General features: G+C 53.6%; 32 protein-coding genes and 2 pseudogenes. 7 read left to right on the top strand and 27 right to left on the bottom strand.

Translation table 11 applies throughout. From position 1 onward, the window contains the following. Positions 1-227: 227 nt before the first annotated feature. Positions 228-998, bottom strand: coding sequence for an N-6 DNA methylase (locus ACOWVD_RS24415; protein WP_306686673.1), 771 nt, complete (start codon positions 996-998; stop codon positions 228-230). Between the two features lie 524 nt (positions 999-1,522). Here ACOWVD_RS24415 and parA point away from each other — a divergent pair. Together parA and ACOWVD_RS24405 are read left to right on the top strand one after the other, a co-directional pair. Beyond that, complete coding sequence (parA, locus tag ACOWVD_RS24410) at positions 1,523-2,149, top strand: ParA family partition ATPase (RefSeq protein WP_285143094.1); 627 nt, start codon at positions 1,523-1,525, stop codon at positions 2,147-2,149. After that, positions 2,146-2,349 carry a plasmid partition protein ParG gene (locus ACOWVD_RS24405; RefSeq protein ID WP_129993716.1) on the top strand — a complete coding sequence of 68 codons (204 nt, stop codon included), beginning with the start codon at positions 2,146-2,148 and terminating at the stop codon, positions 2,347-2,349. The genes parA and ACOWVD_RS24405 overlap by 4 nt, the downstream gene beginning before the upstream one ends. A 56-nt stretch (positions 2,350-2,405) precedes the next feature. Here the strand turns inward: ACOWVD_RS24405 and ACOWVD_RS24400 are convergent, their stop codons facing one another. The 5 genes from ACOWVD_RS24400 to ACOWVD_RS24380 form a co-directional block, all read right to left on the bottom strand. Then, positions 2,406-2,660 carry a helix-turn-helix transcriptional regulator gene (locus ACOWVD_RS24400; RefSeq protein ID WP_421105919.1) on the bottom strand — a complete coding sequence of 85 codons (255 nt, stop codon included), beginning with the start codon at positions 2,658-2,660 and terminating at the stop codon, positions 2,406-2,408. Between the two features lie 169 nt (positions 2,661-2,829). Next, positions 2,830-3,624 carry a tyrosine-type recombinase/integrase gene (locus tag ACOWVD_RS24395; RefSeq protein WP_421105918.1) on the bottom strand — a complete coding sequence of 265 codons (795 nt, stop codon included), beginning with the start codon at positions 3,622-3,624 and terminating at the stop codon, positions 2,830-2,832. 33 nt (positions 3,625-3,657) lie between these two features. Further along, positions 3,658-4,041: a hypothetical protein gene (locus ACOWVD_RS24390; protein WP_421105917.1), complete on the bottom strand. Its 384-nt coding sequence runs from the start codon at positions 4,039-4,041 to the stop codon at positions 3,658-3,660. Positions 4,042-4,103: 62 nt separating this feature from the next. After that, complete coding sequence (locus ACOWVD_RS24385; RefSeq protein WP_421105916.1) at positions 4,104-4,988, bottom strand: hypothetical protein; 885 nt, start codon at positions 4,986-4,988, stop codon at positions 4,104-4,106. Between the two features lie 70 nt (positions 4,989-5,058). Further along, on the bottom strand, positions 5,059-5,388 hold the full coding sequence (locus tag ACOWVD_RS24380; protein ID WP_421105915.1) for a hypothetical protein: 330 nt from the start codon (positions 5,386-5,388) through the stop codon (positions 5,059-5,061). A gap of 573 nt (positions 5,389-5,961) precedes the next feature. Between ACOWVD_RS24380 and ACOWVD_RS24375 the strand changes: the two genes are divergently transcribed. The 5 genes and pseudogenes from ACOWVD_RS24375 to ACOWVD_RS24355 form a co-directional block, all read left to right on the top strand. Then, positions 5,962-7,032: a hypothetical protein gene (locus ACOWVD_RS24375; RefSeq protein ID WP_421105914.1), complete on the top strand. Its 1,071-nt coding sequence runs from the start codon at positions 5,962-5,964 to the stop codon at positions 7,030-7,032. A gap of 712 nt (positions 7,033-7,744) precedes the next feature. Further along, on the top strand, positions 7,745-8,029 hold the full coding sequence (locus tag ACOWVD_RS24370; protein ID WP_421105913.1) for a hypothetical protein: 285 nt from the start codon (positions 7,745-7,747) through the stop codon (positions 8,027-8,029). 203 nt (positions 8,030-8,232) lie between these two features. Next, a pseudogene (locus tag ACOWVD_RS24365) lies at positions 8,233-8,322 on the top strand (AAA family ATPase); the annotation flags it as partial. A 163-nt stretch (positions 8,323-8,485) separates the two neighbouring features. Continuing rightward, positions 8,486-9,418: an Rpn family recombination-promoting nuclease/putative transposase gene (locus ACOWVD_RS24360; protein WP_421105912.1), complete on the top strand. Its 933-nt coding sequence runs from the start codon at positions 8,486-8,488 to the stop codon at positions 9,416-9,418. A gap of 184 nt (positions 9,419-9,602) precedes the next feature. Then, positions 9,603-9,829 (top strand): annotated as a pseudogene (locus tag ACOWVD_RS24355) (hypothetical protein); the annotation flags it as partial. Between the two features lie 181 nt (positions 9,830-10,010). Here ACOWVD_RS24355 and ACOWVD_RS24350 read toward each other — a convergent pair. The 21 genes from ACOWVD_RS24350 to ACOWVD_RS24250 all read right to left on the bottom strand — a co-directional run bounded on the left by ACOWVD_RS24350 (position 10,011) and on the right by ACOWVD_RS24250 (position 26,256). After that, positions 10,011-10,346 (bottom strand): DUF1493 family protein, encoded by a 336-nt coding sequence (locus ACOWVD_RS24350; RefSeq protein WP_421105911.1) that lies wholly within the window; start codon positions 10,344-10,346, stop codon positions 10,011-10,013. Continuing rightward, the gene (locus tag ACOWVD_RS24345) at positions 10,340-10,795 is read right to left on the bottom strand and encodes an STM2901 family protein (RefSeq protein ID WP_421105910.1); all 456 of its coding nucleotides are present in this window, start codon (positions 10,793-10,795) and stop codon (positions 10,340-10,342) included. Before ACOWVD_RS24345 ends, ACOWVD_RS24350 begins: the two co-directional genes overlap by 7 nt. 195 nt (positions 10,796-10,990) lie before the next feature. After that, entirely contained in the window at positions 10,991-11,827 is an 837-nt protein-coding gene (locus tag ACOWVD_RS24340) for a hypothetical protein (RefSeq protein ID WP_421105909.1), read from the bottom strand. A 400-nt stretch (positions 11,828-12,227) separates the two neighbouring features. Continuing rightward, positions 12,228-12,938: a hypothetical protein gene (locus ACOWVD_RS24335; RefSeq protein WP_421105908.1), complete on the bottom strand. Its 711-nt coding sequence runs from the start codon at positions 12,936-12,938 to the stop codon at positions 12,228-12,230. Positions 12,939-13,167: 229 nt separating this feature from the next. Next, complete coding sequence (tatB, locus tag ACOWVD_RS24330; RefSeq protein WP_421105907.1) at positions 13,168-13,512, bottom strand: Sec-independent protein translocase protein TatB; 345 nt, start codon at positions 13,510-13,512, stop codon at positions 13,168-13,170. 50 nt (positions 13,513-13,562) lie between these two features. Further along, a complete protein-coding gene (locus ACOWVD_RS24325) occupies positions 13,563-13,880 on the bottom strand; it encodes a DMT family transporter (protein WP_421105906.1) in 318 nt (105 codons plus the stop codon). A 2-nt stretch (positions 13,881-13,882) separates the two neighbouring features. Next, the gene (locus ACOWVD_RS24320; protein WP_421105905.1) at positions 13,883-14,239 is read right to left on the bottom strand and encodes a DMT family transporter; all 357 of its coding nucleotides are present in this window, start codon (positions 14,237-14,239) and stop codon (positions 13,883-13,885) included. A 197-nt stretch (positions 14,240-14,436) separates the two neighbouring features. Then, positions 14,437-14,733 (bottom strand): hypothetical protein, encoded by a 297-nt coding sequence (locus tag ACOWVD_RS24315; RefSeq protein WP_421105904.1) that lies wholly within the window; start codon positions 14,731-14,733, stop codon positions 14,437-14,439. After that, positions 14,730-15,038: a cytochrome P450 gene (locus ACOWVD_RS24310; RefSeq protein WP_421116422.1), complete on the bottom strand. Its 309-nt coding sequence runs from the start codon at positions 15,036-15,038 to the stop codon at positions 14,730-14,732. The genes ACOWVD_RS24315 and ACOWVD_RS24310 overlap by 4 nt, the downstream gene beginning before the upstream one ends. A gap of 102 nt (positions 15,039-15,140) precedes the next feature. Further along, positions 15,141-16,004: an alpha/beta hydrolase gene (locus ACOWVD_RS24305; protein ID WP_421105902.1), complete on the bottom strand. Its 864-nt coding sequence runs from the start codon at positions 16,002-16,004 to the stop codon at positions 15,141-15,143. A 93-nt stretch (positions 16,005-16,097) separates the two neighbouring features. Continuing rightward, positions 16,098-17,525 (bottom strand): FKBP-type peptidyl-prolyl cis-trans isomerase N-terminal domain-containing protein, encoded by a 1,428-nt coding sequence (locus ACOWVD_RS24300; protein ID WP_421105901.1) that lies wholly within the window; start codon positions 17,523-17,525, stop codon positions 16,098-16,100. Beyond that, positions 17,522-17,875 carry a hypothetical protein gene (locus ACOWVD_RS24295; protein WP_421105900.1) on the bottom strand — a complete coding sequence of 118 codons (354 nt, stop codon included), beginning with the start codon at positions 17,873-17,875 and terminating at the stop codon, positions 17,522-17,524. The genes ACOWVD_RS24300 and ACOWVD_RS24295 overlap by 4 nt, the downstream gene beginning before the upstream one ends. Before the next feature lie 101 nt (positions 17,876-17,976). Continuing rightward, entirely contained in the window at positions 17,977-18,585 is a 609-nt protein-coding gene (locus ACOWVD_RS24290) for a helix-turn-helix transcriptional regulator (protein WP_421105899.1), read from the bottom strand. 872 nt (positions 18,586-19,457) lie between these two features. Beyond that, the gene (locus tag ACOWVD_RS24285) at positions 19,458-19,991 is read right to left on the bottom strand and encodes a fimbrial protein (RefSeq protein WP_421105898.1); all 534 of its coding nucleotides are present in this window, start codon (positions 19,989-19,991) and stop codon (positions 19,458-19,460) included. Between the two features lie 9 nt (positions 19,992-20,000). After that, positions 20,001-20,492: a fimbrial protein gene (locus ACOWVD_RS24280; RefSeq protein WP_421105897.1), complete on the bottom strand. Its 492-nt coding sequence runs from the start codon at positions 20,490-20,492 to the stop codon at positions 20,001-20,003. 11 nt (positions 20,493-20,503) lie between these two features. Beyond that, positions 20,504-21,010: a fimbrial protein gene (locus tag ACOWVD_RS24275; protein WP_421105896.1), complete on the bottom strand. Its 507-nt coding sequence runs from the start codon at positions 21,008-21,010 to the stop codon at positions 20,504-20,506. 11 nt (positions 21,011-21,021) lie between these two features. Beyond that, a complete protein-coding gene (locus tag ACOWVD_RS24270; protein WP_421105895.1) occupies positions 21,022-21,678 on the bottom strand; it encodes a fimbrial protein in 657 nt (218 codons plus the stop codon). A gap of 74 nt (positions 21,679-21,752) precedes the next feature. Continuing rightward, entirely contained in the window at positions 21,753-22,502 is a 750-nt protein-coding gene (locus ACOWVD_RS24265) for a fimbria/pilus periplasmic chaperone (RefSeq protein ID WP_421105921.1), read from the bottom strand. 19 nt (positions 22,503-22,521) lie between these two features. Beyond that, a complete protein-coding gene (locus ACOWVD_RS24260; RefSeq protein WP_421105894.1) occupies positions 22,522-25,059 on the bottom strand; it encodes an outer membrane usher protein in 2,538 nt (845 codons plus the stop codon). 44 nt (positions 25,060-25,103) lie between these two features. Further along, on the bottom strand, positions 25,104-25,607 hold the full coding sequence (locus tag ACOWVD_RS24255; protein WP_421105893.1) for a fimbrial protein: 504 nt from the start codon (positions 25,605-25,607) through the stop codon (positions 25,104-25,106). A gap of 124 nt (positions 25,608-25,731) precedes the next feature. After that, positions 25,732-26,256, bottom strand: coding sequence for a fimbrial protein (locus tag ACOWVD_RS24250; RefSeq protein WP_421105892.1), 525 nt, complete (start codon positions 26,254-26,256; stop codon positions 25,732-25,734). Between the last annotated feature and the right edge of the window lie 414 nt (positions 26,257-26,670).

Raw genomic sequence — 26,670 nt, 5'->3', positions numbered from 1 at the left:
CGTCTGTCACGGGGACAGTCTCTCTGCGCGGATGCCGGGCCTGAGGGGATACACCAGAAAGTGCCAGGCCTTTAGCCTGGCTGCCTTAGCGAACGGCCGCATAAGCGGCCGGGCAGTGAGAGCGGCGCCGGCATCGCCGGCTGCAAGCGACTGAACGTTGGTTTTTGGCGACCCAATGTCGCCGGAAACCAAAAGCCAAAAAGGGGGATTGCCCCCCTTCCCTAAAACTAAACCGCCTGCAGCACCTTTCGGAATCTCATTGCGATATCAACCAGACGAAGTTTCTCACCCCATCCATTGATGTAATAAATCGGCGTATGACGGACCTTTGTCATACTCATGGATAAGGTATTGCCGGTATAAACAGTTGCAGGTAACCCCAATAATGCGAGCTGTACAAAACACATATCTGCTGCCATCGGATCGATATCCGTACAACGAATATACAACTGCTGCTGAGGATTATAGCCTTGCGTTAACAAGTGCTCAGCCGCAGCAATCACCATTCCTCCCGATCCGCTGGCCGGCTCATCCAACGTAATAAACGGTCGCTGCTTCAGCTCGTTAATGTGTTCTCCGATTGTCAGCCTTGCCATCAAGCGCGAAAGTTCAAGCGGCGTGAAAAACTGCCCCATTGATGCGGCGCCGAATTCCAGTTCCATGAATACACCGCCCAAAAGGTCATGCATTCCGGCTTCCAACGCATCGACCAAGAAACAGAACAAATGCTGCATCTTTTCTAAATCAGCAGCCTCATACCGTTTACAAATCTGCATTGCCTCTTCCCTCCCCTCCTCCGATCGCACGCGTGCCAGGTCAAGTTCATTAGCAGCCAGCCGAATAAAGTCGCGGAAAACATCGAGGCGCCGGTGGTAAGTAGCAACGCACGAGAATGTTTTGATAAATAGTTTCCTGGCTTCACTGGGCGTGGTTCTTGATTCATTTTTCACAGGCGCTTCAGTAGTCAGCAAAGCATCGAAGGAAAGTTGGTTGTTCACGGTGTTGTCTCCCTATGGAGGCGAGAACCCATTTCTCGCCATAGCGCAAGAACTAGCCACGCCGGCAAGGGATGAGGCAGGTACGGCTGCTGAAGCCGCATGCGCAAGCGACTGGAACAACGTGGAGGGAGTGCGAACGGGTAAAGCAGCCGGCGGTAGCGAATACTTGCCGCAGACCAAGGCGAGGCTATGTTAGGCGCGGCGAGTTAATGGGTGACGCTGCAATGGAAACAACGGCAACACAGAGGTTCTTGGCCATAGCCTTAAAAAATTACAGAATCATAAAATCACAGGATTACATGATTACATGATTACATGATTACGTGATTGCAATATTGCGGAGGGCAGGAGGGCAGGAGGGAAGAATTACATAATCACAAGATTACATAATCATGTAATCACATATTTACATAATCAAATAACTATGTGATTCTAATCGGAGATCCGCCAAGGATTACAGGATTACAGGATTACAGGATTACAGGATTACAGGATTACAGGATTATTCTACAGTGAGGTTATGTATGAAAACTAACGTTATTTCATTTTTGAATGGTAAAGGGGGGGTCGGGAAGACAACGACGTCTATCAACGTTGCAACCTGCCTGGCGAGGCAAGGATTCCGCGTAGTTGTAGTCGATACTGACCCACAGGCAAGTATTGGCAACTGGTATGAGGAAGATAAATGCAGGTTCGACCTGGCGGAAGCGTCTTCCGAGAAGGAAGTTTACACAGTTCGGAAACAGCTCACAGGTTATGACTTCATCATCATTGATGGGGCCGCTGCAATTTCGGCAATCTCATCTGCTGCTGTGATGGTTAGCGACCTCGTTTTAATCCCGGTAACGCCTTCACCGTTAGACTTTGCAGCCTGCAGCGCAATTATTGCTGTTATTGAAGCGAGACAGAATCTACAACCTATAACTGCCCGGTTCCTGATAACCAAAAAAGTGTCGTCTGCAAAAATGCTTGAAGTCCTCAAAGAGTCCATTGCCGATACTGGCATTCCGGCATTGAAAACAGGGACTGGCCAGCGGCAAGCATACATCAGAACCATGCTGGATGGCGGCACCGTCTACGACACGACAGACAGCCAGGCGAAAGGAGAAATTGATGTAATGACCAAAGAAATCCTGGAGCTGATCCAATGAAGATGAAACTGGGAAAACATAAGCAGCTGGACACTGCTTTGCATGCAATACAGACACCAAAAGGACTGACAAAGAAGCTGCAGATGAACATCGATGAAGACCTGCATAAAAGGTTTAAGCTGGCTTGTATGAAGCAAGATAAAGAAATGACCGAAATCACTATAGAACTAATCAGTAACTGGCTGAAAGATAATGAATAATCAAATAATCACATGATTCTATAATCATGTGATTATGGAATCATGTGAGCATGAAATCATATACTCCCGGAATCATATAATCCCAGTACCTTATCTGCAAATTCATCATCAAGAATATAAAAATAGCACTCCGGCACGTTCAGCACACGTGCCAGGGCGCACATCGTCGTGAACGCCGGCGTGTAGGTGCCGCTTTCGTACTGGGAGATCCGCGAGCGTGCGGTGGACTCATCGATACCGGCCAGCACCCCCAGTTTTTCCTGGGTGAGTCCGGCTCGCCGGCGCGCGGCTTTCAGTCGTTGAGGAACCATAGGCTGTCGTCAGATAAGGGATTGACGACATGTTTAGCATCACTTAACATCAAACTTGTTTAGAGTTACTAAACATCTGAGACACCAACCATGCAGTACGCCAGAAAACACCAGGGAAAAAAATAGGCCGGTCATTTGACCGGCCTGCCTGTTTTCACCTATCGGCCATTCAGCGCCGACCTTTAAGGATCGCCACCGCCTCCGCCCCCGGCATCGAGAACTGTACGCGCTGCTGCGCCGCCACATCCAGGGCGAACACCTTGGTATACACCTCGGTCGACTTGAGACTCTTGTGCCCCATGAGCCCCTGCAGCACCTTGAGCGGCACGCCGCCGTACAGAAGGTGCATCGCATAGCTGTGACGCAGCGTTTTCGGCGAGACCTGCAGCGAGAACTGCACCCCGTCGGCCGCGGCGCGCGCCACCGCCTCATTCAGCCAGCTGCGCACGGTGCGATCGGTCACGCGCCAGATGGGCTCGGCCGGCAATGCGCGACCGGATTTGTCGCGCGGCGCCAGCGGGATCTTGAAGGTGGCGAACAGGCTGTGCAGCAGGTTGACATACTGCGGATCGGACAGGGGCACCAGACGGCGCACCGGCTCCTTCTTCGGCGGCGCGCCGGCGCCGCGCTGGGCGCTCGCCTGTCGTTGCTTCAGCGTCGCCAGCGACACATAAGGGTAGGGGCCCTGCAACGAAAAATGCGCCCGCGTCAGCGCCAGCGCCTCGTTGATGCGCGCGCCGCTGTTCCACAACGTGGCGATCAGGCTGTGCTGATACAGATCGGGAATATAGTGGAGCAGGGCGATCACTTCGACGGCAAGCAGGTACTGCGGGTAGTCGCCGTGCTCGAGCGCCATCTGGCGCAGCGCCAACGCCGCCGGATAATCGATGGCCACCGGCATCGCCGGGGCGCCGGCGAGCGGCAACGGCGCGAACGGGTGACCGGGAAGGCTCGGAAACGTCATGTGACCTCCTGGCGCGGCCGGCCGGCAAGCCGCTTAGCGTTCATCGGTTACTGTCTGTGTTGGCTGGGATGGTACGCCGCTCCGGGACAGGGCCGACAGCGCCTTGTCGATCGAGAACGGCCGCACTTCCCGGTTGGAGAAACAGACCTTGTAGCACAGGTGTTGTGCCCAGGTGGCGCCGTTTCTGCGGCGTTCAAGATCCACGACGAAACCGGTGATCTCCCGGCCATTGAGCGCCCACTCCGGGCTGCTGTCGCAATAGCGCGTGTACAGCTCCCGGAGCTCCTCAAACAGTTCGCCGGCGGTCAGCGTGCCGCCCGCCCTGACCGCGTCGCGCTGATCCATAAAATATGCCACGCCCGCTTTCTTGCTGGTAAAGGTGCGCTGCCCCAACGTGATACGTAATGCCTTGTCCATCTCCTACTACTCCTTCAATAACCGGCAAAAGTTGCCCTTTCAATTCTGCCACCGCATGCCGGTCAGAATCCCTCTTCGGTTTTGAGGTAGCGCGCCACTTCAGCCTGTAAGTCGTCATGCGCCAGCGTAATGACGCGGCGCACCGTATCCACGGCACGGGCCACATCACCCGGCGCGATGGTGATGGGTTGATTGAACCGCGTCACGCCGTTACGGTGCACCAGATCCTGGCGGGTAGTGATCAGATCCTCCAGTATTTCGTCCAATGGCCAGTCGGGCGGGGTGGTCAGCATGGCGGTGAAATAGCTTTTAATCCGTTTGAGGTTATGAAATGCCAGCGCGCCGATTGCTGCCTGTGCCCTGCTTTTGTAAATCTGACGGTCTGCCAAGGTCTCACCGGTCCATTCCAGTTCGTTTTGATCTGGCACTTCACGCCCGTGCCATATACACGGCTCGTGATTATCCCTCTCACGTCGATATGCAGCATCCAGGGACTTAACGATATCCTCGCGTAAAAATGCCGATTTTTTTTCGTGGAACCGCGCCAGGAGAGCAGGGTAATTCAGCAATGCGCACGCGGCATACATCAGGAAGGCCTCCATGACCGTTACGCAATGTGCATACGCCAGGCGCCGCACGATACCCGGCTGTTCGTCAGCCTGTAATGGCTGCAGATTATCCAGTTCAGCAAGCGCATGCGCATAGCGATCGCCGATGTCATTCAGCGAGTCCTCAAACCAGACCTGTTCAAGAATAGCGGATCTCAAATCGCTCCAGTCGCAATATTCCTGTTCGGCTTGTTCCCATTCCTCTGTCCCTTCCTCGATACCGGGATAGGTCGCCAAAATCCACTCGACCATCGGAGATTCCTGGTCGGGCCCTTCCTGCGGATCAAACATGGCCAGCGCCTCCGTCTCGTCAATAAAATGCTGTTGTACCTTGCTCATTATCTTTCCTTCAATTCCGTCGGTGCCGGACGTGCCTGCCAACCGCTACGCGGTTCATTTAACGTCCTGTTTATCGGGGCTGAAATAGTTCGAGTTGTGGCACGCAGTCCGGCAGGTAGTACACACCGTTACCCGGAGTGACGGTAGGTGTCGGTGCACCGGGCGCATTCGGTATGTCGTACCCCGACGTGGTATGCCAGGCACCGTCACTGCCCTTGACCGCCAGTGTACGACTGTCGCCGCTGATGACCGCCACCGGTTCGGATAAATCCCACTCTCCAGTATTGCCATTGCCGAATCCCGCCTTGATCCACAGACAGTCCTGAGTGTGCCCACTGTTTTCCAGTTCCGCGAGCACGGCCCAGGACGTGCCAAATTCCTGCGACGGTTTGGATGTCATGCGTAATATTCCTTTTAGTGACTATCACATATTGAAATCGTCACCCGGTAAACTCACGGATGATGCACTGCACGATAATACCGACAGGAAAAATCACCTATCGCAAAAATATCTTATAAAATAATAACTGTAATAATAACCACTCACCGCAATTACTACACGCCCGCCCGTCCTGATCCGACTTTTTCCTGACAGGGGGTTTTCGGTAGGGTAGCACAGGGGCAGGGCGCCGGCATCCCCGTTTTTCGCCTGCCGCGCGCGCTGACGATCTGCCCCCGAAAACACAACATCTGGTAGCAATAGCAGCTGACTAAGTCACCACATGTTGTGCCAGCCAGCGCCGCGGGGCAGGGTGACGATCCGCAGATCCGAGAATGGGAGTTTTCGGATCTGCGACGCAAAAACGCCGACCGGAGTTTCACTAGCAGGCCAGCCAAATGGTTAGCAATGGTCATTGTTGCTATCGAATTAAAATGAAGCTATCTACATTTAGCATAGCAGTGTAATTTTCATTTCTGCTTTATAGTATTTTGCTATCATCACAATATATCCCTATAACAGCAGGATGCCACCATGCTAAGCCAGATGAACCTACGCTTTCCGAAATCCCTGATCGCCGCCCTGAAAAACCGGGCCGCCGCCGAAGCGGTGCCGGTCAACACCCTGGCCGAACGTCTGCTGCAGCAAACGCTGGCCACCTCGGTCGCCGGCGACGAATACCGCGCGCTCTGCGCGGCGCCGTACACCACCCTGAGCCAGCTGTACCACAAGATCGTGCGCGCGGAAACCGTCGACGGTCAGGCGCTGAGCCGCGCCGAACTGCGCTGGCTGTTCACCCAGGCGCAGATCGCCTACCGCGAGGGCCGCGGGCCGGTCAACCGGGCGCCGCTGTCCGCGCTGCTGCTGATCACCGACGCGCTGCTGGAGGCGGCGGTGGGCGGCGGGCTCGATGTCGATCCCCACTATTACCGGCGCACCTTCGGCCTGCGCGGCGAGGACTGGCTGCAGGCGATGCGTGACCGCTTTACGGCGACACGCACCCCGCCGGCCGGCAGCGCCGAGTTCTTCGCCCGGCCGCTGGCCAGCGGCGTGCTGAACCTCGACGACTTCAGCGACGAGGCGCTGACCCGCGCCTGCACCCCGGTGCGGCTGCGGGCGATCTTCCCGCTGGCGGTCGCCGCGCAGCGCGCCGACGATCCGGCGCTGGCCGAGTACCTGGCGCTGACCGCGCCCTTCGTGGAGCGCCTGCAGCTTACCGCCGCCGCCGGCGAGCTCCGCGCCACGGTGGAGATCGTCGCCGGGCAGGGCGCCTATCCGGGCTCCGACGACAGCCTGCCGCCGTACCTGTCCCTGCACCTCAGCGGCGCGCTCTTCCAGTCGACCTTCGGCTGGCCGGTGTTCGCCGAGCTGCGCCGCATGCTGCGCGCGCGCCAGCACGGCGATCGCACCCGCAGCTATCAGGGGCGGCATGTCTCTCTGCATGTGCCGGAGAGCGGCGACATCGGTCTGGTGCTGCCGAATTTACGGCTGCGGCTGGCGCCGGACACCTTCACCGCGCTCGAGACCGAGCTGCTGACGCAGCTGGAGCACCCGGCGGCCGCCGCGGCGCTGGCCGAGCTCGCCGCACTGTACGGGGATCTGTGATCGCCGCAGAAACGCAATATTGTCAGATTTGTCCTATAGTTAGGGGCGATCGCCGTGGCGCGGTCTTGTAGCAACCGCTCATTTTTAACCCATGGATCAAGACATGATAAAATCTAGGTTTGCCGCTCTGCTCCTCAGAAATAAAAAGGCCGCGTAAGGCGAAAATGCCGTTCACTTAAGGAATCGAGGCTTGAAAATTCAGGCCTCGGAAGAACAAAACAGAACTGTAAGCCTGATGCCTTCGTTATCATTAGAGCATTGGCATGAATTTTTATTCATAAAAATGCTTAAGTGACGGGTATTTCGCATCACTGCAGGCTTTTTCATGGTGCTAACGGCATCACTTCGAAAGCATAGGCTTTCGAATGGCACTTCTCCTAAGATTTCTCACTTCAGCACTTTTTTCTTGTTTCCCCCTCCAAAGTGGTATAGTGTCGCCAATAGACGACACACGCCTCTCATCGTCACATGCAAATAGTTCATGTAGCTATCATCACGAAATTTCGCCCCGCTGTCGGGCATTTTTTTTAGCATTAATCCTAAATTCGTTCCTTACCGTGCGTAATCACTTGCCATGATTTCGGAACATTCCTAACCTGAAAACGTTATTCAGGGTTCGCAATCCCTTATAACAACCTTTGTAACACTTGATACACCAGAGACGAATCTTTGCCCGCTTCGGTGGGCTTTTTCAACCAAACTAAGGATGGGAATGCCTGCTCTAAAGACGACATCTGGACTAGCGGCTACATCCGAAAAATCATTGATTGGAGGGCTTATGAGTATTCATTACCTTACCGATAGTGAAACGCATAACTTAGAACAGGTGAGCATGGTTCTGGGAAAATGCGTCATAGGTCTTCTTGTTCGCAAAAAAATGGTCAACACCGATAATATTCTTTCTCAAATAGTCGCAGAAATGGAAAAAGCTTCTGATAACGATGAATTCCAGTTATATCGCGACACATTGGAGTTTGTAGGTACGCTTTCAAAATAACAGGGGGGAATGTCACTATGAAGAATGAACTCGCAACAGCAATTACCATTGGAAGCATACTTCTGTTCGTCATCCTAATTGGTGCGCCGAATTTTGTAACAACCATGGTGCCATGACCATTTTCCGTTAACTACTAAAATAAAAATCCCGCATCGCTGCATTATGCCAGTCACTTAAGTGTTTTTATAAATCCAATGCTCATAAGGATAAAGGAAAAACGCAAAACCGGATTACTGGTAAAAAACGCCAGGTCAATCAGTGACGATGAAATGGCGGAAAGCGGACAATATTAATGACCAATCACAGACATTAAAAATGGCGAAGAATTGCCAATAATCTTGGCGTTGACATCAATGCCAACATAGTCACTGGATCGGTATCAGTCCAGGAACAGTGAAATTATCAACCGTTTCACTGAGGGTAGGGCAAGATAGGGGATCGTGCTAGGATACCACGATGAAAACGACACCCACCGCGCACGACGCGCTGTTCAAACAGTTTTTGACGCACCCGGAAACCGCCCGCGACTTTCTGGACGTACACCTGCCGCCGGCGTTACGCCAGGCATGCGACCTGAGCACCCTGCGTCTGGAGTCCGGTTCGTTCGTCGAGGACGATCTGCGCGCCTACTACTCCGACGTGCTCTATTCGCTGAAGACCGGGCAGGGCGACGGCTACATCTACGCCCTCATCGAGCACCAATCGACGCCGGACAAAAACATGGCTTTCCGGTTGATGCGCTATGCGATTGCCGCCATGCAACGCCATCTGACCGCTGGCCACGAACAGCTGCCACTGGTGATCCCGATCCTGTTTTATCATGGTCAGGTAACCCCCTACCCGTATCCGATGAACTGGTTGCAGGGTTTCAGCGATACGGCTCTGGCCCGCCATCTGTACGGCGGCAATTTTCCACTGGTCGATGTCACGGTCATTCCGGACAACCAAATCATGCAGCATCGCCGCGTCGCCATTCTGGAACTGCTGCAAAAACACGTTCGCCAGCGCGATCTCGCCGATCTGATGGAACAGCTGGTCACGTTGCTGCTGGCCGGTTACACTACTCAGGAGCAGCTGACATCGCTGATGCATTACATGCTGCAGGTTGGTGAAACCCGCAATCCGGGCGAATTACTATCAACCCTAGCCTCACGAGTGCCGGAACACGAGGACACGCTGATGACAATTGCAGAGAAACTGCGCCTTGAGGGCGAAAAACGCGGGCTGGAAAAGGGTCGCTTAGAAGGTTGGCAAGAAGGGCGCCAAGAAGGCGAACGCGAAGCGGCGTTAAAAATCGCCCGCGCCATGCTGGCCAGCGGGCTTGATCGAGATTCGGTAATGAAAATGACCGGGCTAACTACCGACGATTTGGCGCAGCTCCGCCACTGATTCCCACCCTTGACATCCCTCAGCCGGTTAGTCAACCGAGACAAGCCCGGCAGGGAAACACCCGTAATTTTCGACCCCAAAAAGGGAAAAAAATCAATAAGTAAAGGGCGGGCCTAAATAAGGCCCGCCCATGATTATTTAGCTTGCATTCGGATCCGATCCAGCTTCATCATTCGCGGCTCTCTTGAGAAACTCAAGAACGCCATCTTTCCCATCCTCTTTAACTAGGCGGGTTCGCCGGCCGTCGCCGCTGCAGCGGCGGGTGCTGGAGCAGGGCGGGGACGCCCCGTGTACGGACCGAACCTGCGCGCCTCCTGCCGGCGCATGGAAGCCACGGGCTGGCTGCGCACCCTGCGCGCCCCGAACATGCAGCTACCTGTCTGCAACTGTGGCGCGCGGATGGCACGGCCGTGCGGCTGGAGGGGGATGCGCTGCAGATCACCGACGGGTATCAGGCTGCGTATGATGCCGGGCTGCCGGTGCAGATCTAGGTGAACGAAGGCCGTGTTCGGGAAAGTCTTAGTTCCTAAATTTTCAGAAGAATGAGAGGAAGGATTATGCAACTCCCTGACTGAACACAGCATAGCTGATGTCAGTACAACCAACGTCCTGCCTTGGCGGACTCGATCAGCATATTGACGGTAAATTGAGGTACTTCGGGAAGCTCCTTTTCACGCCGGAACAAATTTTTGATCAATATCCCCATTGGCGGATCGGGGTAATAGGTTTTAATATTGAAGTCAGCCTTATCGACTGAGAACTTTTCAAAAAACGCCTCCATCAGTTCTTCTGCTTCAGCCCATTCCATGCCAATGTCAGCATCAATATCAGAGTCTGGCGTTATCTCTGGTGAGCGGCCAGTGATGACCGTACCATAATGCTTTCTGACGAGGGCGATTACCTGCTCTTCAAGCGTCTCGGTTACCATAAGCGATCCTCAGCACGGGCGATTTTGTTATAGGCTACAACGCTCTCAACGCCGATCCGTGAGACATCATAGGCAAGAATGAGCCAGCCAACGACCGGCACTGTCCGGCCAACGAAGGTGCCGATGTTCGAGATCATCTTTCGCCTCACGCCTTCCACGGGATTACCGATAAATGTCGGTAGCTGAATCCCATACGGGAATTTGGCGTTCCCAAAGACCTTGCGTGAAGCCACACTGGCGAGCGATGTTCCTTTTTTGGCTCCGGCAGGTTTCTGCCTGGTCGGTAAAATAGCCATGCCTGAGACGATGGCCGCTACAGCTCCCACATCACCGACGCCCAGCTGCTGCATGGTTTTATCCACAAAAACCCAGAAGAACAGCTCACCAGCGCTAAGGCGCTCCATTCCAGCGTAGAAATATGAGCCACCTAACTCTTCAACAGTATCCATACCCGTTTCCTTGGCTAATATGTTCGTAACATAGCCAATGGGAGAAAGGTTATCAACGTTCAAAAGTACCTCGAGAAGCCATGTCCTGTGTTTCACGCAATAGTGTCCATTAAAAATGATGGACACTATTTTCCCGAAACCGGAGCCGCCTGCACAGACGGTCTAAATGTGACGCTTACGATGACAGGTTAATATCTAAAGATATGAGATATTCAGGACGGCATTACTCGTATATTCCCCTGCTTCCCAGATGGTACCGCGAAGGCTGGCCCGGAGTTTCAGGGGAATGCTCATCCCCTTGCCAACGGCAGTAACGGCAGTGCTGAGTTGTTTACCATTGATAAAAAGCTCCACAGGAACACCTCCCAGGCTGGGGGGAACGGCAAGACTTACTGATACTGTATTATCTGCACTGCATTGAGTGATGCCATCAACGGTTGTTTCAGCTTCAATATAACCTACAGCAACAGTACCCAGGTCAATTTCTGCGGGGATGCTGGTTTCACAATTTATGTCAGGTGGTGTAACCATGGCGCATGATGCCCCGGGGATCAGTTTAGAAACACTCGTCTGTCCCCAGGGAAGCGTAGCAAATCCTGTGCATAATTTTCCCCATGCGATATTTGGATCCGATGCGCTCAAAGATGCATAGCTCGTCCCCGACCACCCCCACCTTTTTACATATGCCTCGAAAGCCTCATCATAACTTGTCCCGCGAGGAACCTTTACCGATGTTATTCCATTGTAGCGTTCTGCAAATACGGAGCAAACACCGCCAGAATCACACATCGAACCGGAGGGGCCAAGGCCGGTTCGCACGTATGGCCCGAAGGCACAATATGGTGAGTTGCCGTTGCAATCAACAACTCCCGGGGTGGAGGGATTATCAGAGATAGTCCAGCTCCATGACACCTGTGATTTGGTGGTTTTGTGCGGGGAGGTCCAGCCTGTATAAGCTGCGGCAGGTAAGGAGGTAAAAAAAATAGTGATGGCGCAAGAAATCATAGAAAAACAGACTCTTGTGTGTAGCATGATAACTCCCGGCTTTTTAATTTAATAGAAAGAGCTAGTCAATCTTATGAATAGCATCATTAAAGTGTTTTGGCTATTTGTTAACAGGAAGTTATCACAATAATTATTCTAGATGAAAGAATTTCATTGCTGTTCCATAATGCTACATCTAAATCTGTAGCAGTCATCATGTTATGGATGCATTCTGGTTCTTTATAATAGCACGCAATCGGTATTACTGGCACCTTTGACAGAAAATCACCTGATGCCTCTGGTGGCAATGCTGCACCAGAGTAATTCATCACAAATCGCGCCTTGCTACCGAGCGTGATCGTCATAGCCCCTATCTGCGACCGATAATCCAGTCCCAAACTCCCTGCATTGCCATTATGATCACGTAGCGAGCTACCGTCAAAAAATTTTATCTTACTTCCATTATAAGGATCCCCGCAGAACTATAATCCCCTCCTTCAATGAAGGCCTCTTTTGAATTGAGTGTGGATTTTAATTTCAAATCCATACTACCTGCAGGAACAGTAATATTTACACCCCCATTTTGATCATTTACACTCAACAATGAAAAAAGCTTCCCATCCTGAGATAGTTCTATTTTATTACCACCTTGAATATAAATAAAAACATTAGCTTTAGAACTGCAATTTAATGCGACAGTTTTTTTAACACTATTTCCATTTATTTCTTCATTAGCTACCGAACCGTGTTCAAGTGTCATGTTTCCGACAATCTCACATACAGGAACAGGATTGATCGGTGGTGGTTGTGGAATAACATCGCACTGCAATTCACTAACAAAATTCAACTTTGTATATGCAGTGCCAAAACCAACTCCCAAGCAAACTCTTTCGATATTAGCTCGTTTATCTAAAGATATTACACCTCGAGCGGGAAATATTTTACTATTTACCACATCTCTTTCAAGAATATTTGCTGAACTCTCAGTTCTCGAGCGTTCAGTAACTCGAAACATTACTTCACCAAGAGATGAAGTGGGGTTTACTCTCCTATCAAAAGCACCTACCCCAACCCAGCAATCATCTATATAGCACATAACATCATGAATAAATCCATCGCCTAAGCTCCAATGATATATATTTACATCAATACGATACACCCCCTGCTCTTCACGCCAATCACCAAACCTAACCATCGGATTTAGCGCAATTGCAATGCTACTATAACAAAAGATAAAACATGCCAATATCATCTTGAACTTACATTTCAAAATCATAATATTTTAGCCTCAAAGTTATCAATCGAAAAAATCAAGGCATCCATATTTTTGTCGCCTTGGTATCCAGATAGAAGAGCAGCGCGCCCTGAGTAGTTAGGGCCAACCTTATTCATCTCGATCGTACCGCATTATCCGTAAACTGGTTACTGTCGTCTTCAGCATAACTATTATCCACAACAATATTTTTTTCTTTTTTTTTCAACTTATTATATGGTTCTTTCAAATCAGGACATAAATCCACCAAGTCAATATGCTCAATGTTTTTTAAACTACCTTGTATTTCATGAAGATTAAAATCACGCGCAAGTTCTGTTTGCACTGATTTGGCCATCAACCGTAACATTCGAATCCAGCAGTAAAAGGTTCTAACTACAACTGGCAACCGTTTGGGCCCTAACACAACCAGGCCTATAATCATTACTAGTAAAAACTTACCACCACTAATATCAAACATGCTCCTTACCTTTCTTCCATATCGCAACTCATGCAAGCTGTGCAGAGGGGCTACTCGGTTAACACAATTACCGCCAGCGTGATTGCCGCAATACCAAACCAGCCGATAGGACGCAGTCGATGGCCAAACAAGATTCGCCCAAATGCAGCTGTGCCAGTCACGCCGATGGCACCCCACATAGCATAAGCGACAGCCAGATCCATGGTTTTTACCGCCTGCCCTAGCAGAGCAAAGGCGATCCACACCAAGATAATAGCGCCAATACCCCAGCCCAAGCGGCGAAACCCCTGTGATTTGGCAATCATCACATTGGCAAAAATATCTATAAATGCGGAAATAATAACGTAAAAAATAGAGAGTGCCGTCATGTTCAATGCTCCTCGCCCAACGCAACACAGACAATGCCCACGACCGCGATACCTAGCCCGATGAGTTCCTGAATGGACATATCATCTTTGAAAATAAAAACGCCGACCAGAGTTAATAACATCAATCCCAGCCCTTCCCAGATGGCATAGGCGACCCCTACGCCTATCTTGCGAATCGACAAAGCGAGAAAGTAATAGGAAATTGCCAAAGCCACTGCCATGACCACATATCCCATATATCCGCCTTCGCGTGCTGCCGAGGCCATAAATGAAGTTCCCACCACTTCCGCCACGATCGCCACCATTAAACAGAACCACGCCAGCAGGCGCGTATTGCCGTGAACTATTCGCTCACTCATGCTATCTCCCCTCTACATTAAAACCGATGTAACCGTCTGAAAAGATTACCTCCCCTACAGGCGGATTCCTCTTCACTATAGCGCATGATCATTCCCATGCTTGGAAAGCTAACGATTGCTGATTTTGACCTTGAAGTTTTAAACATCGTGAAGGCAAAGCACTCACGCACTACTGCAGGATGCTGTAAGGCCATGACCTAGTAGCGGCCATAAACCGCATGCAGCGCCATCTTTATTTCCACTATCGCCAGCGCGCCCCGGACACAACCTAGCACCGCCGCCAAACGGCGAAAGGGGGAACGGCAACGCTGATGGATAACGGGGAATATCTCCCGTAAACCCGCAGACAGGGCGTTCTCGCCCCGCTCGATGACGTTCACGTCCTCGCCGAAGGCCAGGAAGGTGGTGATATCGACGGTATAGCGCTTGAACTCATCCACCAGAAAACCGGCTCGCCGCTCTCTGCCAGCGCGTCGAAGCGCCGCTGCAATCATCCGGTAATGGCCTGCATGTTGGCATGGAACCTCTTCAGGTGATGTGGCAGCATTGCCCGCTGGTATCGCCAGCGCTCCCCCTCCGAGGAGAAGACGCCGTTCATCCCCACCTCGTCAAACACCGAATCGATGTTGCAGATGCGCCGAAACTCGTCCGGGCGGGCTTTCAATATCGCCTTGAGGATATCGACGTCCGTCACCGCCAGCGCGGATGTGGCACCGACGCGCAGCCGGTACAGGGGGCCGCATTCCTGACTCCAAGCCAGCATCTGCTGATGCACATTGTCTTTCTTTAAATAACTCACGTGCCCCAGCAACCCATGGGTGGGTAGGGAAAATCACTCAATTTTCTCATCTCGCATTCCTCTTCGCGATACGGGCCATTAGACGCGGCGCACGCCGATGGCTTAGCGGGCGTTTTTCAACCGGAACTCAAACCAGACCAACTGGCTTCTCAACACCTCCCCCAAGCGGGGCTGCGCATAAAGGTCATAATAGCCGGCACCTTCGACCACGCTCAGGGCTTTGCTGCCGCCCAATGCCTGATAAAACAACCGGCTTTCCTCTCTTTCAGACAGGCTTTGCACTCCCGGCAAAACCACAAAGGTCGGCTGCTTAACCTCCGGCGCCAGCACGGTAATATCGCACTGCGCTATATCCTGAATAATCGCGATGGGGAGACGCCCCGGCATGTCCGGAAAACGTTTTTGACACAACTGGTAGAACTGCCTCGCCTCACGCTTTTTCAATAACTGCGGCAGTGTCAGCCATAGCTCCGAGCCCGTCGTTTTTCGCTCTCTCTCCATGTAAGTCTGCAAATGCAGCAGATCACGCCAGGCACGTTCGCTTTCGGCAAACCAGGCCTGCCCGCTACCCCAGGGCTGCAGACAGGTCAGCGCTCTGACCGTCGGTCGTTTCAATGCCGCCGTTATCAGGCTCTTGCACCCCAACCCCACGCCCCATAAGCCGATACGACTACTGTCGATGTGCTTCAGTTCTTGTAACCAATCGATAACGCCGCACAAGTCTTCCTCCTGCTGCGCCATACTCAGCCGCCCACGCTCACCCTCGCTGGCGCCAAACCCTCTGTAATCGAAGGTCACCACGGCAAAGCCCGCGCCCACGAAATAACAGGCCACCTCCGGCAGCATCCACGCCTGCACACCACACAGGTCATGGCACAGAATAATCACCGGCGCCCGGCATCCACCTGGGTGATACAGCCTGAGTGACACCCGTTCATTGCCGATTAAAAACGAATCCTTCCACATGCCTGTATCCCGGGTTATGGGTTATGGGTTATGGGTTATGGGTTATGGGTGATGTTATTTCACCTGCAGCGCGACATTCGCTCATGTCGCGCCCTATTTACCCGCCGACGCTTTTGCATCCTCTACACGCAGCTCATAAATCATGGTGGCGTGTGGCGGAATTTTAGGAGGATAGCCTGCCTCGCCATATGCCAGTTCCGGCGGCACAACCAGGGTCACCGAGCCATGATTGCGCAGGTAGCCAATAGCCTCCCGGAATAACGGCGGATAGGCCTCAAGAGGCTGCGACAGCACCTTGCCGCTCAAATCCATATCTTGGATCACCGTGCCATCCGTCAGCGATTCTTTGACCACCACGTCAACAATCGCATCCGCTGCGATCGTGCTGTCACCGACATATCCCACCCGGTACCAAAAGCCCGACGGCGACTGCTGGGTATCCTTTAGCTTTTTGAAACCGGCGACAAAGTCCTGCCCCTTTTTCTTCTGCGTCGCACCGGCTTTTACCCGTGCCTTGTTGACCAGCACCTCCGATTCTGCCAACGCTTTGTCCAGCACGTCAGGGGTCAACTGGTACTGCCCGATAAAAGCATCGATAACGCCCGCTAGAATGGTTTGACGATCAGCATCAACCCCCCACCCTTTTCGCTCATCCAGCATCTCGATAATTTCCCGCCCCAGCGCGGCGCCTGCCGCGTAGTTCTGTTGCCCTGAGAGCTGCTTCAGCGCCTCCGGTCTGGCCAGAAATTTCGCCCGCTCGCGCAACTGTTTGGTGGCTTCCTGCAGATGCAAGCGTTCCTGCTCTAACGTCGCCACACGTGCATCACTCTCACCCCGCAACCGTTGCAACGCATCGAGCTGCGCTTTCAGATCACTCACGTTTTTTTCATGAATGCCTTTTTCTTCATCACGCATTTTTTCCACCTGCCTTTCTTTCACACCCAGGCGCTGCTTCAGCACCACCATGTGCGCTTCCAGTGCTCGCACCTGCGCCTGACTGTTGCTCAGTGCAGCCTGCGCCTGGGCCGTTTCCACACGCGCTTCCTTTATCAGAGCCGCCGCTCGCGCTTCATCCGGTGTACCACCTGCCGCCTGCCGCAAGCGGGCGACCAGCTGCATCAACGGCGTAAAGTCTGCCGGCTTAGTGTGCCGAGCATCGGCGTTTTTCTCGGCAGGTTTCAGAACTGACTGTTCCCGCAGCTGTGCCTGCGCCTGATTTAACGCTTTATTCAACAATCCCAACTGCCTTTCCTGCGCCTGGAGTGTTGCCCGCTGCCGCGCCAGCTGCGCCTCGTGAGCCGTTAACGCCTGCCGCAACGCCAGTTCCCCCGAAGTGACCGGGGCAACGTTCGCGCTCGTCTTCTCCGACAAAGGCGCTTTATCGCCCGACAGCGCCTGACTGTGGTACTGCTCGGCGAAGCGCAACAACGCCGGCACTCCGTCATCGGCCCTTACCGGCTCCGCCAGCCAGAAAAACGGCAGCAGCGGCAGCAGACAGCGGGAACGTGCCATCCTGGTCATTCAAGCTGCTCCCCCCGTTTCACCAATGCCGTCAGCGCCACCTGCCCGACCTCCGCACACAGGCGGTTAACCTTGTAGCGGTACAGCGCATCCACCGTTTCCTGAATGCCCGGATTGACCTGATTACGCAGCCCGGCATACTGCGCCGCCCCGCCCATCAGGCTGTCGAACTTCCGTTTGTAAATCGCGTACTTTTCCGGGCTGACCCCTTTCAGGATACCCAGCTCCCGCTGGCAGGCCGTTAAGCGCGCAGACTCCTGGCTGGCCGCTTCCGGCGTTGACTGAACGACGTTGGTTGCTTCTGTTGCACGCGGGGTATCCGCAGGCATCCCGACAACGTTCTTTTTCACCGTCACATCGGCGCGCTTTGCCCCCCCGCAACCACTCAGCAACATAATGCAACCGGCCAATATGGCCACGGTGAATGATCTGCCAGATAATTTAGGTAACATCACAATGGCTCTCCCCTTTCATCATTCAACCCACCCTGCCGGAGCCAGTGGTACAATTCGGTATTGAGCTGGAAGCCTAGCTTGCGCATAGCGCTGCGTTTATGGGTGCTGACGGTTTTGACATGCATATTCAACAGACCAGCGATGTGGGCAGGGTCCACTCCCAAGGCAAATCCCCTCAACACCGAGCGTTCACGCGCCGTGAAAGGCGGCCGGCAATGTCGGCATGCCACCGCCATGGCCGGCATCTGCCCCTGTGCGCTTATCAGCCTTTCAACAAGCTTATCCAGCGCCGCAGGCGCATCACGACGGGTCAATGCTCCCTGCACGCCGTTGCAATATATCTGTGGTCGCCGCCGGTTAAGAGTCGCCTCTCTGACCACAATCATCGTGGTGCGCGCCTGAGAATAGTTCGCAGAAACACGGCAGGGATAGACTCCCTCCAAATGGGACTCGTCTCGCATCACAAAATCAGCGGCGACGCTCCGTTCCGCAGCAACGAAATTCACCATCCAGCCACGAGCAGCAAAAGAGGCCCGTAAAATATGCTGAACGCCCAGGGCAAAAAATCGGTTGCTGTCATAAATGGCGACGGTCATCTCGGGCATCATTCTGCTCCTCATCATCGAGCCTCATGGCCGCTGCTGTCCCCAACTTATTTCGAACGCATCGTCGGGAAATAAACACACGGATTTAATTAGAAAATAGGGGCGTCAGACGCCATAAACCCATAACACTATTAGTGTATATTGATGACCCATAGCTCTACGTGGAACGCTTAAATGCCAAAGCAATAGCAACAATGAAGAGCGATACCTAATTAGGTTTAAAATCATCACTGACAATAAAATATAAAAATAGACGCTAACCCCCAAGAAAATATAATGCCATTGTTATCGCAAATCCAAATTATGAATGAGACTCAATCCACGGTACAAGCGTATTTTTTATCACAGAATACGGCTCTGCCTATGACAATAGAATTCCAGAATACAATTTCCTCCGAGAGGTACTATTTTCACTGAACCGCCTACCACGGAGACACGGTAATAATCCGGTTTGCATGGTAACCCCCCCCTCGGCATTCACGGTAGTTAAGCGTGACCTAATACGTAGACTTAGCGAATCGGCATCAACGCTGTAATACAACCTTTGCCGGCAAAGATCGCGACATACGCTATCCTGCATCATCCAACAATACAATGCCTTGTTTTATTGTATAGCTAGCCACCCCAAGTATTCCAACATAGGTTTTTATTTCTTTAATAAAAGGATATTCTCCAGCATAAGATACTTTACTATAAGCCAGCACGATCGTTACATTTAATATGAAACATAATTTTTATTAACATGCTAAACTCCATTTAGTGTTTGTGCGCAAACATCGTTAGTTCATTAACGAGATCCAATATTTCCCCGGTCGTTAAAATCATGAGTTTCCTGCCTCTGAATGATATGACCTACGCGAAATGTTGTCTGGTTACTCATACTCCAGGCTGAATGTCGCTACTGCGCTGAACGGTCCGCGCGCAATGGTTTTATCCGTAATTGCCCTCGGTTCCCCCTGCACATAGGCCTTCAGTGCAATCAGGCTGTTGCCCGCGTGCAGCGGGTACTCATCACTTTCTTTGTTAATTGGCAACGGTTTGGCTTCCAGCGTTTCCAGCCCTATCGCGATGCCTTTCCTGTCTACCGCCAGCAGGCCGGGGAGCTCAATACTTTCCGTCCCTTGGAACATCACCTTCACCGTTTTGCCGATACTCAGATCACACTCCGAGAGGCGGATTTCAAACGACTTGCTCTGCGTGCGGGTATTGAGGTACAGGTACTTGTCGATGATGGCACCAAAATCCAGCCGAATCTCTTCATCGCCCGGCTCAATAACACAAGGTTCCGCCACCAGGCTACCGGTATACTTCAGGCTGATCTCTGGGGGAGAACTCACCGCCAGCGCCGTACTCATGCCTCCGACCCCCATCAGCAGTACGCCACATGCCACATTTTTGATATGCATAATGCCTCTCTACGGATAATCCAGTTGCAACGTCGCGCCGGCGGTAAATGCACCTTTCTGCAGCTCGGCCCCCGCCTTTTTCACTGGAGTGGCAACAAACGTCGAGCTCCCCACACTCGACGCAATCGGCAAAGTGCTTCCCACCTCGAAAGCATTCGTCACGCCTTCACGGGTTCGATGCATAAGTCGGATACCAAAATCCGGGATATTGCTCTGTACCGCCGCCGTGTCAAAAGCGGTGGCATTGCCGAGGTAACGCAGAACCTTGTCGGTACTGGTGCCTTCGCAGTCATAGGTAAGCGTGAAGGTCTGGGCGTAGTTTTCACCATCGATTTTGTTCACCCCGACTTCACCAAAATCAATCTCCACCGGCTGACCGCCGTTGATTTCACACGGGGGATGCTCCAAAAGCGTACCCCGGAAGCTCATATTCTCCGCCGCCAGCGCCGAGGAACCACTCACTCCGGCAGCAACCAATGTGAATAAGTACATTACCTTCATTGTCATTCCCCTCACTGGTAAAGCACCATCAAGGTGGCACCGGCGCTGAACTCACCGCCCGGCAAATCAGCCCCAGCCCGTTTTACCGGTACCGCCTGCAGCGTGGGCTTGTTCGGATAGGTGAAATTCATCCAGCTGTTTATCGCCAGCGGCTGGCCATTGGCCCGCAATGCAATGCCAAAGTCCATCACATTGGTTTGCAGCGCCGTGTTATCAAAGGCGGTAGGGATCCCCTGAACGGCCAGTTTCATGGCATTCGCCAGTTGCCCCTTACATTCCAAACTATAGTCGACCGTTTTCAGATACTGATTGCCATCAACACGCGGCACGATCACATCGCCAAAATCCACCTCTATCACCCTGTCGCCGTTGATAGTGCATGGCGGTGCCGTCACTACCGTTACCTTGACCGTCACCCTTCTCTCCGCCAGCGTAACCGTCGGCGCGCCCAGCATGGCTGCGCACAAGGTAACTAGGCCACAGCGCACATACCCTTGCCTAATCAGATTTTCTTTCATCCTTGCCCACCTCATTCATAGCTCAGGTGGAAATCCACCGCAGCCTGGTAGTAGCCGGCCGCCAGGTCTGCCGGGGTGCGCTCCGGCGTCACGGTATAACGCAGGGTGTTTTGCCCCGGCGTCAGCAGCAGCGGCTTGCCCCTGCTGCCGAGCCGCACGTCCTGACCCTGGCCATCTTCCAGCCGCAGCCCGAGGCCGGAGACCCCCTGCGCCTTCACCAGCTGCGGGTTGTCCGCATCTCGTATTGCCCGGAAGCTGACCGTCACCGCCGGCTGGTTATCCGCCCAGGCCATGCCACCGGTGCGCACATCCCGACGCCCCGCCGGGCTGCGCAGGCAGTCGGTCAGCCGCAGCTCGAACCCGACGGGCTTGCCCCGTGCGCCCACTCCCGCCAAACGACCAGTGCCGATATCACCCAGCGCGATATCCTGTCGTGCGCTGGTCATCTCCAACCGGCAGGCGCTTTCCGTCAACGCGCCGTGCACATACAACGTGCCGCTGGCGCCGTCCACCGCCCAGTTATCCGCCGCGTGCGATGGTGGTAGCAACAGGATGATCGCTCCCAGACTCAGCGGCGTCATCAGCGCCAACGCCCCCAAGGTACCGTAGTAGCGCAGTTCACCAAGCCAGTAGGCGCACTCCACGGTGTTGGTGTATTTCTTTGCCATATGTCCTCCGCGCTCTCACTTCATGGCCGTGCTGTTAACCGGTATCAACCGGGCAGTCAGGGTTGCCGAAGGGATTACGCCTTCTTATCCGGCACCACCGCACACGTGCTGCCATTGCAGCTAAAGCTCAGCTGCGGACGGCCGCCGTAGTCATTGATGTAGGTCAGCACCGGGCTATTGCCCACGCGGGCCGCGTTCACCGTCAGCGGCAGCTTGCCCTTCGGCGGCACCATCATCGGCTCAAATTCTTTCACCCCCGGGCCATCTTTCTTGGTACTGGCATCCACCAGAGTGACGTAATAGGGCGTCGGGTTGTTCACCACGTACTTATCGCCCTGTTTGGTCAACGTCAGCTGCTCCTGCGGTGCCGGGGCGTTTTTCGCCATGGCAATCGCCGCCGGGCGGAAGAACAGCTTGATGCGCGTCTGCAACGCGATCTGCAGGGTGTTTGGCTTGTCGCTCTTCGGCGGGATCTCCCGCAGGTTGAAGTAGTACACCGTCTCGCGGTCCTGCGGCAGCGTCTTCACCACCGGCAACGCCTGGATTTTCACCTGGCTCGGTTTGCCCGGCTCGATGCGCTGCACCGGCGGCAGCACCATCAACGGGCTCTGAATTTTGTTGCCCTGCTCGTCCTCAATCCAGCCCTGCGCCAGGTACGGCAGCTGCTTGTTGTGGTTGCTGATGTTCAGGCTCACCGACTTCTGGCTACCGTCAAAAATCACCCGCGTGCGGTCCAGGGCAATCGCCGCCTGTGCCACCGGGGCCAGTGCGCCGGTCAACAGCGCGGTAGTGACCAGCAGGCCGACCGTGTTATGAAATTTCATCATGGTAAAACTCCTCAATTCAGGGTTGCTTGTCGCCGCTCACGCTCAGCGGGTGGCACGGCAACAGTAAATTGTTCATTAACATGTCGGCCGGCAGTGGACTCGGCATCCGCACTTCACACTGCGCCGCGCCGTTCCAGTGCACCGCCATGGATTCGCCGGCGTTGATGCCGCTCAGGAAGACGTTGCCGCCGTCGTTGACGATGCCGGTTTCCTGCTTGCGGGCGTTCAGCACCGTGGCGCCGAACGGCGGCTGGCTGCCGTCCGCCAGCTTGATCACTGCCATCGCCTTCTCGCCGGCAATCACGTCAAACTGGCGGTAGCCGATAGCGCCTTCGGTCAGCGTGGCCTGCACCACCGATTTGGTGGCCTCGGCGTTGTCGCCCAGCTTGTTCAAATCAATGCTCGCCTTGTTGCGGTAATAGCTGTTCACATCGCCAATCACCGCCTTGCCCCAGGCATTGGTGTCGCTGGTGCTGCCGTAGCCGCGCACCGGCACCCCGGCCACGCCCTTGGTGTCTACCAGCATCCGCGTGCCGCCAGGCATGCCGGCGCGATGCAGCGCTCCTCCCTCCGGCGTCAGCGTCATCCCACCCTGCAGGCTCATCCCCGCCGCGCTGTAACGCCCTTCCTGGTAGCTGGCGTTGGCGCTCATCCGTGCCTTATCGCCTTCATGGTTGTAATAGCCGCTCAGGTTGGCCCCGCTGCGTGAATGACCCGCACTCAGCTGGTAGTTGCTGTGTTCGTCAACCCGGTCGTAGTAGCTCGCCCCGTGCGTCACCTCACTGCCTTTCACGGTAGCATTGTAGCTCACCGAGGCGCTGTTGCCCCACGGCAGTGACAGCGACAGGTATCCGCCGTCATCGTTGGTGCCGTTATACTGGTTGCGGTACGCCGACAGCGACAGGCTTACGTTACGGAATGAGCCGGCATCGAAATAACGCGACAGCGTCAGGTTGTAACGGTTATTCGCCGGCCGGTCCCAGTACGTCTCGTGGCTGTAGTTGAGGTAGGTGCTCAACCCCCAGTCACGGAAGTGCTTGTTGAAGGTAATGGTGTACATCTCCTTGCCGCCGCCGGTCCGGCTACCGTAGTACTTGGCATCCAGAAACTCGCTCATGCTCATAAAGTTCCGCTCCGAGAAGCGATAGCCGGCGAAGGTCACCTGGCTGTCGTACTCGTCAAAGTTCTTCGAGTAGCTCAGACGGTACGAACCGCCGCCCAGCGCGCCGTCTTCCTGCGGCAATCGCGCCTGCGATTGGGTGGCATCGAACGACAGGGCGCCCAGCGCCATCAGATCACGCCCCAGGCCCAGCGACAGGGCGTTATAATCGCCGCCCACCAGACCGCCACCGTACAGCGACCAGCCGTTGCTGATGCCCCAGGAGAACTCGCCAGTGCCGAACAGCGGCCCGCGCGAATGGTGCTGCCAGTCCGACGGCTTACCCGCCGCCACCTTGAAGCGCACCGAGCCCGGCCGCGTCAGGTACGGGATATTGGCGGTGTTCATCACGAACTCCTGCACGCTGCCGTCCTGCTCTTCCACCCGCACGTTCAGCTCGCCGCTGACCGCGTCGTTGATGTCCTGAATGCGGAACGGCCCGGCCGCCACCGTGGTCTCATACAGCACCCGCCCCTGCTGGCTGATGACCACTTTGGCGTTGGTCTTCGCCACGCCGACCACTTCCGGCGCGTAGCCGCGCAGGTTCGGCGGCAGCATGTTGTCGTCCGACACCAGGCTGGCCCCGGTGAAGCGGAAGCTGTCGAACATCCCCGAATCGAGGTAGTCCTCTCCCAACGTCAGCTTCGAGCGCAGGGCCGGGATGGCGCGATAGGCGTAGTACCGGCTCCAGTCCAGCTTTTTGCTAGTCGCCCGCCCCGATCCTGTTTGGTGGTCGATATTCCCCTGCCAGTCGGCACGCAGGCGCCAAGCGCCGAGGTTGGCGCCTGCGGTGCCGTTGCCGCTCAGGTTGTAGCTATTGGAGCCGGTCTTGAGCTGTTTTTGCGTCCGGGCGTTGACGTTGTAGTCAAACAGCAACCCCGGGATACCTTCGTCCCAGCGCGACGGCGGATCCCAGTTATCCGCGGTGTATTCCAGAAACGCCTGCGGAATGCTCAGGTACAGTGCGGAGGTAGCCAGGTCGCCCCGCACCTCCATCCCCGGAATGCTGGCCTCATCCAGACACTCGCCCTGGTGCCACCAGGTCAGGTCTTTCATCACCGCCTCTTTTAGCCCCAGCTGGGCTGTCAGCACTTTACTGACACAGGCCCGGCTGCCATTGGGATCGTCCTCTGGCACATAAAACGGCACCTTGTTCTCAGGCAGTTCATTTTTGTTGACATGAATCACCATGCCGTAAGTACCCGGCATAATGTAGCCACCGCGGGAAAATTGACTCAGGTCGATATTATCTCGGTCATGCACATCCAAAATGTCGGTATTGAACTGAATGTCTCCGGTAGCATACACAGCCGTGGACGGCGTTCCCAATGCCAGAGAAATACACAAACTCAAGACCTGAAAACGCGTCAGCTTCCCAGCATGTGACTCTTTCATATCCCTAAACCTATTTTTATACCGCAGGGCTGTAACGGCCCCAGTCAGAAATAATCCAGTTTGAAACGAACCGCCGAAAAATACTCGCCGACTTTCAACGTATGCTGATTGGCAACCAGACTAATGTAATAATTCAGTCGCATATTTTCTGATGTGATATCTTCACGCGGCAGTGGCCGACCCGGCGCGACAATATTTCCACCCTTATCTGTAATTTGCAGGGCAACGCCTGATGCCTCGCCGCGCACGCCAAATAAATCCCCTTCCGCATCACCGTCAAAAGTTATCTGGAACTGCTTCCAGTCCGCCTTTCTACCTTCCTGACGCTCAACCACACAGTTAACCAGTTCGATGGAAAAAGGTTTAGCACGCCCCTGGCCGTCGCGGTTAATATCGGAAACAGGAACAATATCCATATCAATGGATTGATCCTGACTTTCAATAGCGATAGCGCAAGCCGTATCAACAATGGCTCCTTGCATATTTACCGCCCCCCACCCCAAATAGGTATTCCCCGCAATGGAAGGCGTTACAGTAGTGATAAACATGCAAGCAAACACTCTGATAAAAAAACACACGCGCATTATCCATGCCTCATTTTCCACGTATTTCAGGATGGCATGCAGGAAATCCCCACATGCCAAATTACGTTACAAAATAACGGCTACATTATTACTGGTAGGCCAAGGTGAAATCGGCTACGGCAGTGAAGTCGCCCGGAACCACTGCGGCAGAAGCACCATCACCCTGCAGATAAGCAGTAAAGCGCAGTGCGGTGTTACCTTCGTTAACACCAACCAGCGGGCTCGCCTCACCCAACTTGATCAACTTACCACCGGCATCAGCAATCGCGACGCTGGCGCCAGACGCCTCACCGGAAATACTCAGCATACCGTCAGTAGACTCAACGCCACTGAAAGTTACAGAGACATTATTTTTTCCCTTTTCCAATTCGCAATGCTCAAGATTGATAGTGAAAGCTTTAGGTGTCGACTTACCACCTTTTTTCAGCAAGGCGTTAGAAACCTGGCCCAGTTCTACTGTTTGGTCCACAGACTCAGGAGAAATGGAGCAAGGTGCATCAATGATGGAACCAGAAAAGTTCACAGTACCCTGCCCCTGATTTGCTGCATGCGCAGCCACAGAAGACATACCGAAAGCCATTACAGCCGCCATCATGATTTTATTCAGTTTCATGTTAAAAGTTCCTTTTAACGTAATATTAATAACAAAAGAAAAGCCCGCCCGATTTAAGACCCTAGTTAAGCAGGTGTGCCATCATAGACGGCTTACAACGCATAGGAAGAGACACGCCTTGATAACGAGAAACATAGTATCAGCACAGAAATCTAAACAAAACATTATTCTGTTTTTGCAAAAAATAAAGATTTTTATACCACAAAAAATTTATTTATAATAAAAAACAACCAAATTTCAACCAAAACAGCAAAAAAAACAGAGATTTGATTTTTATTAAAAAGTGACATAGCTATTGGTACATGCTATTTTCCAATATTATATATAAATATCTTACCGTTTTTTGCAGTAATAACTACTGTAATAGTAGGAGATTAAGGCATTGAGATACTCGATAGAAACAACTATTATATT

Origin of the sequence: Serratia sp. SA088, assembly GCF_049065515.1 — a bacterium.
Lineage (GTDB): Bacteria > Pseudomonadota > Gammaproteobacteria > Enterobacterales > Enterobacteriaceae > Serratia > Serratia nematodiphila.
This window is presented reverse-complemented; position numbering and strand designations above follow the sequence as displayed.